Consider the following 8,546-nt stretch of genomic DNA (forward strand, 5'->3'; position numbering starts at 1 on the left):
GATCATAGCCGATCGCATGATCCCTGATCTCGACGGCCTGTCGATGATCAAGGCGGTACGCGCAGCAGGCGTGCGCACACCGGCGATCTTCCTCACCTCGGTCGGCGGCGTCGACGACCGCGTCGAGGGGCTCGAGGCCGGCGGCGACGACTATCTCGTCAAGCCCTTCGCCTTTTCCGAGCTTCTCGCCCGCATCAACGCGCTTGGCCGCCGGCCGGCCGCGCAGGAGCAGAAGACCGTTTTGCGGGTTGCCGACCTCGAAATGGACCTGATCATGCGCCGCGTCACGCGTCAGGGCCAGCCGATCGACCTGCAGCCAAGGGAGTTCAGCCTGCTGGAGGTGCTGATGCGCGGCGAAGGACGCGTGATCACCCGCACCATGCTTCTGGAGCGCGTCTGGGATTTTCACTTCGACCCCAAGACCAGCGTCGTCGAAACCCATATCAGCCGGCTGCGGGCCAAGATCGACAAGCCTTTCGAAACCCAGCTTATCCACACCGTCCGCAACACCGGCTACAGTCTGCACGCAGCGCCATGACCGGAGCATGGCCCCGCCTGCTGCGCAGCACGCCATTCCGGCTCGCCCTGACGTTCGCCTTCCTTTTCATGCTCGCCTTCGTGCTGTCGGGCGCCATCGTCTACCAGATGATGAGCGCCGATCTTGCCGAGCAACTCGACGACACCATCAAGGAAACCTACGCGGTCATCGCGGCGACCTATGCCGACAAGGATCTCAAGGAGCTTGTCGAGACCATCGAAAGCCACTCCATGCGCAGCCCGAAGAAGGAACAGCTGTTTTCGCTGACCGACGCAGCCGGGATTTGCTTGGCCGGCAATTTCACGGCAGCTGGACTTCCCGACGGCTTCTCGATGTTCAACGCCGAAATGCCCGGCGTGCCGCCCGGCGCTGAATACCGTGCCTATTCCGGCTCGATTGGCGGCAACAATCTGACGGTCGCCTTCAGCCTGTCCGAGACCGAGGAACTGGAAACGATCATGCTGATGAGCTTCGGCTGGGCGACGCTGATCATCACCGGGCTGGCGGTCGCCGGCGGCGCGCTGCTCGCCTCGCGCGTCCAGCGCCGGCTCGACGGCATCGCCGCCACCATGGTGGACGTCTCGCATGGACGGCTGGATACCCGCATCCCGCTGACCGGCAAGGACGACGACATCGACATCGTCTCCCGCCAGGTCAATGCGGCGCTCGACCGGCTGTCGGCTTTGGTCGAAGGCATGAAACAGGTCAGCGCCGACATCGCCCACGACCTGAAGACGCCGCTCAACCGCCTGCAGATGATCCTGGAAGGCGCCGCCGCCGGGGCCGCGCAGGGCCGGGAGGTCTCCGACGATCTGGCCGAGGCGCGCGCCGAGGGTCACCAGATCAACGAGACCTTCGATGCGCTGCTGCGCATCGCCCAGATCGAGGCCGGCGCCCGCAGGGCGCGCTTTACCGATGTCGCACTCGGCGAAATCCTGCAAACCATCGCCGAGATCTACACCGACGTGGCCGAGGACGACGGCAAGGTGCTGTCGTCGACCAAACTGAACGAAACCGCGAACCGGATCCATGGCGATCGCGAATTGCTGACGCAGATGTTCGCCAATCTGGTGGAGAATGCGCTCCGCCATTGCCCGCCCGGCACAACCATCAAGCTGTCGGTGACGCGCCAGGGCGATCGCGTTGTCGCCAGCGTCGCCGACAATGGACCCGGCATTCCTCCGGACGAGCGCGAGAAAGTGTTCCAGCGGCTCTACCGGCTTGACCACAGCCGGTCCACGCCGGGCAGCGGCCTCGGCCTTAGCCTTGTCAGGGCCATCGCAGACCTGCATGGCGCATCGATCGCCCTTGAGGATTGCCGGCCGGGCCTCGCCGTGGTGGTGAGCGTTCCGCTGGCATTTGGTTAGCCGGCGATCCGGCTTGGGTCCTGAAAGTCCCGGCTCCACCGAGTCAGATCAGCGGTCGATGCGGGTCGACAGGATGATCGACGACAAGGTTCGCTCGACCCCGTCCATGGCGCCGATCTGGTCGAGCAGCATATCGAGGTCCCGGATCGATGGCGCGTCGACGGTGACGATCATGTCGAAATTGCCGCTGACCGAATGCAGTGTCCTCACCGGCGCCAGCGCCTGCAGGCCGCGCACCACCTTGTCGGCGAGCTTCGGCGTCACGGTGAGCAGCACATGCGCCCGCACCAGCCCCTGCTCGTAGTCCGGCGCCAGCCGGACGCCGTAGCCGGTGATGATGCCGCGCTGCTCCAGCCGTTCGATCCGGCTCTGCACCGTCGTGCGCGAGACACCGAGCTTGCGCGCAAGTTCGGCGGTCGAGGCACGCGCATTGTCGCGCAGCAGGGAGAGCAGGGCCTGTTCGGCTTCACTGAGCATTTCGACGATTCCCTCCGGCATAATGCACAATCAGAGTTTCGTTTCGAACAATTCCACGCTTCCTTTCGACGAGCAAGCTGCGATTCTGATGCATATCTCCCAGAAGTGCACAGCGCTTTTGGGACAAACGACATGCATAAAACAATGTGCTCAGGTTCAGCTTTTGGGTGAGGGACGTTTCATGAAGAAAATTGTTGTTGTCGGCGCCGGCAAGATCGGTTCGACCATTGCCGAAATGCTCGCCGCCACCGGTGACTACCACGTCACCCTCGTCGACCGCTCGGCGGCACAGCTCGCTTCGGCCGAACTGCCGGGCACGGTTGCCACGCTGGAACTCGACATCGAGGCATCGGGCGCGCTCGAGGCGGCCTTGGCCGGCAAGTTCGCGGTGCTCAGCGCCGCCCCCTTCCACCTGACCACGCGCATCGCCGAGGCAGCGGCAAACGCCGGCGTGCACTATCTCGACCTCACCGAGGACGTCGTCAGCACCAGGCGGGTCAAGCAGCTGGCGCTTTCGGGCAAGAGCGCCTTCATCCCGCAATGCGGACTGGCGCCGGGCTTCATCTCGATCGTCGCCAACGATCTCGCCAGCCGCTTCGATTCGCTGGAAAGCGTGCGCATGCGCGTCGGCGCGCTGCCGCAGTATCCGTCGAATGCCCTGAACTACAATCTGACCTGGAGCACCGACGGCGTCATCAACGAATATTGCGAGCCTTGCGAGGCGATCGTCGAGGGCGAGCTGATCGAAGTGCCGCCGCTGGAGGAGCGCGAGGAGTTCTCGCTCGACGGCGTCACCTACGAGGCGTTCAACACCTCGGGCGGGCTGGGCACGCTGGCCGAGACGCTGAAAGGCAAGGTGCGCACGCTGAACTACCGCACCATCCGCTACCCCGGCCATGCCGCGATCATGAAGGCGCTGCTCAACGACCTTGGCCTGCGCCACCGCCGCGACGTGCTGAAGGACATTTTTGAAAGCTCCCTGCCGGCGACGCTGCAGGACGTGGTCATCGTGTTCGTCACCGTCTCGGGCCGCAAGAACGGCCGCCTGCTCCAGGAAACCTACGCCAACAAGATCTATTCCAAGCGCGTCGGCGACGTGGTGCGCAGCGCCATCCAGATCACCACCGCCTCCGGCATCTGCGCCGTGCTCGACATGCTGGCCGACGGGACCTTGCCCGCGACCGGTTTCGTCAAGCAGGAAGACATCGCGCTCGACGCCTTCCTCGCCAACCGTTTTGGCCGCGCCTATGCGCAGCACGAAATGGTGAGCCGGCTCGCAAGCTGAGATTTCGGGCCGTTCTTGCCTTCTCCCCTTTCGGGAGAAGGTGGATCGGCGCGCAGCGCCGAGACGGTTGAGGGGTGTTGGACGGAGAGCTGTCGGTGCCACGCCGGAGCACCCCCTCATCCGTCGCCTTCGGCGACACCTTCTCCCACAAGGGGAGAAGGGAAAGCCACCATTCAAATATGCAGCGCGTGCCCCAGCGCCTTGAGCGCCGCTTCCTGGAACCCTTCGCCTTGCGTCGGATGGGCATGGATGGTGCCGGCGATATCCTCCAGCCTTGCGCCCATTTCAAGCGCCAGCCCAAAGGCTGCCGCCAGTTCCGACGCGCCCTGGCCGACTGCCTGGATGCCGAGCACCAGATGATTGTCGGCGCGGGCAACGACACGGACGAAACCGTCTTCGCCGAGTTTCGTCATCGCCCGGCCGTTGGCGGCAAACGGGAACATGCCGATCTTGATCTCGCCGCCCGCCGCCTTGGCCTCCTCCGGCGACAGGCCGGCCGTCACCAGCTCGGGATCGGTGAAGCAGACGGCGGGAATTGAGCGCTTGTCCCAGCTGCGCTTGTGGCCGGCAAGGATCTCGGCGACCATCTCGCCTTGCGCCATCGCCCGGTGTGCCAGCATCGGCTCGCCGGTGACGTCGCCGATGGCGAAGATGCCACGCATCGAGGTGCGGCACTGGTCGTCGATGCGGATGAACTTTCCCGCCATGTCGAGGTCGATCTGGTCGAGCCCCCAACCTTCGGTCACGGGCTTTCGGCCGACGGTGACCAGGATTTTGTCGGCGGCAATCTTGGCGCTCTTGCCGTCCGATGTCTCGACCAGCAGCGCGCCGCCCTTGTTCCCCTTGGCCTTCGCGCCTGTCATCACCTCGATGCCGAGCGCGGCGAGCCGCTTGACCACCGGCCGCGTCAACTCGGCATCGTACTGCGCCAGCACGCGCGGCAAGGCCTCGACCACGGTCACCTCAGCGCCCATCTTGGCGAAGGCGATGCCGAGTTCGAGCCCGATATAGCCACCACCGACGACGGCGAGCTTCTTCGGGACTTCGCTTAGGGCCAGCGCCTCGGTGGACGAAATCACCGTGTCGCCGAACGGCAGGAACGGCAGCTCGACCGGCGCCGAACCAGTGGCGATGACGATCGTCTCGGCGCGGATCACCTGCACTCCGGTCTCGGTCTCGACGGCGACGGTCTTGCCGTCGCGGAACGTCGCCCAGCCCTGCACGGTCTTCACCCCAGCCTTCTTGAGCAGACCGGCGACACCACTGTTGAGCCGGCTGACGATGCCGTCCTTCCAGGCGACGGTCCTGGCAAGATCGAGCACGGGAGCGGTGACCGAGATGCCGAGCGGGCTGTTGCCGCCCGCCATGTGCGACACCTTCTCGAACTCCTCCGCCGCATGGATAAGTGCCTTGGAGGGGATGCAGCCGACATTGAGGCAAGTGCCGCCCGGCTTGCCGGCCTCGACGATCACCGTATCGACGCCGAGCTGGCCGGCACGGATGGCGCAGACATAGCCACCAGGACCGGCGCCGATGACGAGCAGCTTGCAGGAGATTTCTTTCATCGTGGCATCCTAACTCGTTGTCGCGCTGGATCGGAAAGAACACTCCGTCGAGATCCTTCGCGCCCCCCTCTGTCCTGCCGGACATCTCCCCCACGAGGGGAGGAGATTGGCTGCATCGGCGCTCCGCTCACTCCTCAAGCGGCGAAAATTGGCGAAAGCCGGTGTGACGTCCGATCTCCCCCCTCGTGGGGGAGATGCCTGGCAAGGCAGAGGGGGGCGCTGTCCCGCCGGCATCTCGATCGTTCCTTCAATCCACAAAAATCAGCGCCGGCGTTTCCAGCAACGACTTGATGCGCTGGATGAAGACGGCGGCGTCCCAGCCGTCAATGACGCGGTGGTCGAAGCTGGAGGACAGGTTCATCATCTTGCGCGGCATGAACTGGGTGCCGTCCCAGACCGGCCGCACCATCATCTTGTTGACGCCGATGATCGCCACTTCCGGATGGTTGATGACAGGCGTCGTCGCCACGCCGCCCATGGCACCGAGCGAGGTGATGGTGATGGTCGAGCCGGACAGCTCGTCGCGTGTCGCGGTGCCGGACTTGGCCGCCTCGGCAAGCCTGATCACCTCGGCGCCGCACTCCCAGATGTCGCGCGCCTCGGCATGCTTGACCACCGGAACGACCAGCCCCGACGGCGTCTGCGCGGCGATGCCGATATGGATGCCACCATGCTGGTGGATGATGCCGGCCTCGTCGTCGAACAGCGAATTGAGATTGGGCTGGTCTGCTATCGCCTTGACCATCGCCCGCATCAGGAACGGCAGCAACGTCAGCTTCGGTCGCTCCCCCTTGGCCACGCGCTTTTCCTTGTTCAGCGCTGCGCGCAATTCTTCCAGCGCGGTGACGTCGATCTCCTCGACATAGGTGATGTGCGGGATGCGCGATTTGGACAGCGTCATCTTCTCGGCGATCTTGCGCCGCAGCCCCACCACCTTGATGTCCTCGACGGTATCGTTGCGGGCGAGGCCTGATGTTTTCACAACTTGGGGTCCGCGCGCCAAAAAAGCTTCGATGTCCTCATGACCGATGCGGCCGGCCGGGCCGCTTCCCGAAACCTGCCGCAGATCGATCCCCGCCTCCTTTGCCCGCAGGCGGACCGCGGGCGACGCCAGCGGCTTTTCGCCCTCCTGACGCGGTGCGCCGGAGACGGAAGGCTGCCGCGGGCTTTTCGAGACGGCGGGCGCAGGTTTCACGTCTGTCCCGCTCGCCTTTGGCGGCGCCTTCGCGGCTGGCGCGGCGGTCTCGGGCTTCGGGGTCGGCAGCTTCGCCGGCGGCTCAGCGGCCACCACTTCAACCTCACCGCCCTGCGGCTTCACATTGCCCTCGCCTGCCACCTTCAACCGCACGATCGGCGAGCCGATCGCCACCGTGTCGCCGATCTCGGCGCCCAGCCAAAGGATTTCGCCATCGACCGGCGACGGAATCTCGACCGTCGCCTTGTCGGTCATCACCGCGGCAAGCACGGTGTCCTCGCGCACGATATCGCCGATCTTGACGTGCCATTCGACGAGCTCTGCCTCGGCGACGCCTTCGCCGACATCGGGCAACTTGATGATGTGTTCGCCCATCCTAAGCTCCCATGGTTTCCAGCAGCGCCCGGCCGACGCGCGCCGGACCGGGGAAATAGTCCCACTCCTGGGCATGCGGGTAGGGCGTGTCCCAGCCGGCGACCCGCGCCACCGGCGCCTCCAGATGGTAGAAGCAGTTTTCCTGCACCAGCGCCGACAGCTCGGCACCGAAACCGGAGGTCAGCGTCGCCTCATGCACGATGACGCAGCGCCCGGTCTTCTTGACCGAAGCGACGATGGCGTCGAGGTCGAGCGGCAAGAGGGTCCGAAGATCGATGATCTCGGCATCGATGCCGGTTTCCTCGACGGCGGCCTGCGCGACATAGACCATGGTGCCGTAGGCCAGCACCGTGACCGCCGAGCCCGGCCGGCGGATCGCCGCCTTGCCGAGCGGCACCGTGTAGTGGCCGTCGGCGACCTCGCCGAGCGCATGCTTCGACCACGGCGTCACCGGCCGGTCGTGGTGGCCGTCGAACGGCCCGTTGTAGAGCCGCTTCGGCTCGAGGAAGATCACCGGATCGGGATCCTCGATTGCCGCGATGAGCAAGCCCTTGGCATCATGCGGGTTGGACGGCACCACGGTCTTCAGCCCCGACACATGGGTGAACAGCGCTTCGGGGCTCTGGCTGTGCGTCTGGCCGCCAAAGATGCCGCCGCCGGTTGGCATGCGCACCACGATCGGGCAGGTGAAATCGCCGTTCGAGCGGTAGCGTAGCCGCGCCGCTTCCTGGGTCAACTGGTCGTAGGCCGGATACATGTAGTCGGCAAACTGAATTTCCACGCATGGCTTCAGCCCGTAGGCGGCCATGCCGATGGCCGAGCCGACAATGCCGGATTCGTTGATCGGCGCATCGAAGCAGCGGCTGTTGCCGTACTTGGCCTGCAGGCCTTGCGTGCAGCGGAAGACACCGCCGAAGAAGCCGACATCCTCGCCGAACACGACGACTTTGTCGTCGCGCCCCATCGACACATCCATGGCGTCGCGGATCGCCTCGATCATGGTCCGTCTTGGCATGGTCAGACCCCCGCCTGCTGGCGCTGGCGCCGCAGATGCGGCGGCATCTCGGCATAGAGCCCCTCGAACATGTCGCGCGTCGACGGCTTGCCGCCGGCATGCAGCGTGCCGTGGCTCTCGGCTTCTTTCTGCGCCGCGATCACCGTGTCGAGGATTTCCGCCTCGGCCTGCGCATGCCGCTCGTCCGACCAGACGCCGAGCTGGATGAGGTGGTTCTTCAGCCGCACGATGGGGTCGCCAAGCGGCCAGGCGTCGGATTCGGTCTTTGGCCGGTAGGCCGAGGGATCGTCCGAGCTGGAATGCGCGCCGGCGCGGTAGGTGACATATTCGACCAGCGTCGGCCCGAGATTGCTGCGCGCCCGCTCGGCCGCCCATTTGGCCACCGCATGGACGGCGAGATAATCATTGCCGTCGACGCGCAGCGACGGAATGCCGAAGCCGAGGCCGCGGGCAGCGAAGGTGCCTGAGCCGCCACGCGCAATGCCCTGGAAGGTCGAGATCGCCCATTGGTTGTTGACAACATTGAGCACCACGGGCGCCTTGTAGGTGGAGGCGAACACCAGCGCCGAATGGAAGTCGGATTCTGCCGTCGAGCCGTCGCCGATCCAGGCGGCGGCGATCTTCGAATCGTTCGAGATCGCCGAGGCCATCGCCCAGCCGACCGCCTGGATATACTGGGTCGCCAGATTTCCGGAGATCGAGAAGAAACCGTGCTCCTTCGACGAATAC

At 65.2% G+C, this 8,546-nt stretch carries 8 protein-coding genes; 3 read left to right on the forward strand and 5 right to left on the reverse strand.

Translation table 11 applies throughout. From position 1 onward, the window contains the following. Window positions 1-538, forward strand: a 538-nt coding sequence (locus tag ACXJ7R_RS18285) for a winged helix-turn-helix domain-containing protein (RefSeq protein WP_457153066.1), incomplete at its 5' end; no start/stop codon positions are given. Then, on the forward strand, window positions 535-1,905 hold the full coding sequence (locus tag ACXJ7R_RS18290) for a sensor histidine kinase (protein WP_457153067.1): 1,371 nt from the start codon (window positions 535-537) through the stop codon (window positions 1,903-1,905). The genes ACXJ7R_RS18285 and ACXJ7R_RS18290, both read left to right, overlap by 4 nt. A gap of 48 nt (window positions 1,906-1,953) precedes the next feature. Here ACXJ7R_RS18290 and ACXJ7R_RS18295 read toward each other — a convergent pair whose 3' ends face one another. Continuing rightward, entirely contained in the window at window positions 1,954-2,382 is a 429-nt protein-coding gene (locus tag ACXJ7R_RS18295) for an Lrp/AsnC family transcriptional regulator (protein WP_457153068.1), read from the reverse strand. A gap of 181 nt (window positions 2,383-2,563) precedes the next feature. On the opposite strand from ACXJ7R_RS18295, the gene ACXJ7R_RS18300 reads away from it, so the two are divergent. Beyond that, window positions 2,564-3,667 carry a saccharopine dehydrogenase C-terminal domain-containing protein gene (locus tag ACXJ7R_RS18300; protein ID WP_457153069.1) on the forward strand — a complete coding sequence of 368 codons (1,104 nt, stop codon included), beginning with the start codon at window positions 2,564-2,566 and terminating at the stop codon, window positions 3,665-3,667. Window positions 3,668-3,840: 173 nt separating this feature from the next. On the opposite strand, the gene lpdA is transcribed toward ACXJ7R_RS18300, so the two are convergent. The 4 genes from lpdA to ACXJ7R_RS18320 all read right to left on the reverse strand — a co-directional run. Continuing rightward, window positions 3,841-5,232 carry a dihydrolipoyl dehydrogenase gene (gene lpdA, locus ACXJ7R_RS18305; protein WP_457153070.1) on the reverse strand — a complete coding sequence of 464 codons (1,392 nt, stop codon included), beginning with the start codon at window positions 5,230-5,232 and terminating at the stop codon, window positions 3,841-3,843. Window positions 5,233-5,479: 247 nt separating this feature from the next. Further along, on the reverse strand, window positions 5,480-6,802 hold the full coding sequence (locus ACXJ7R_RS18310) for a dihydrolipoamide acetyltransferase family protein (RefSeq protein WP_457153071.1): 1,323 nt from the start codon (window positions 6,800-6,802) through the stop codon (window positions 5,480-5,482). A gap of 1 nt (window position 6,803) precedes the next feature. Beyond that, window positions 6,804-7,817, reverse strand: coding sequence for an alpha-ketoacid dehydrogenase subunit beta (locus ACXJ7R_RS18315; protein ID WP_457153072.1), 1,014 nt, complete (start codon window positions 7,815-7,817; stop codon window positions 6,804-6,806). Window positions 7,818-7,819: 2 nt separating this feature from the next. Next, a partial coding sequence (locus tag ACXJ7R_RS18320; RefSeq protein WP_457153073.1) for a thiamine pyrophosphate-dependent dehydrogenase E1 component subunit alpha occupies window positions 7,820-8,546 on the reverse strand: 727 nt, incomplete at its 5' end.

This window comes from Mesorhizobium sp. P5_C1, from assembly GCF_054049815.1.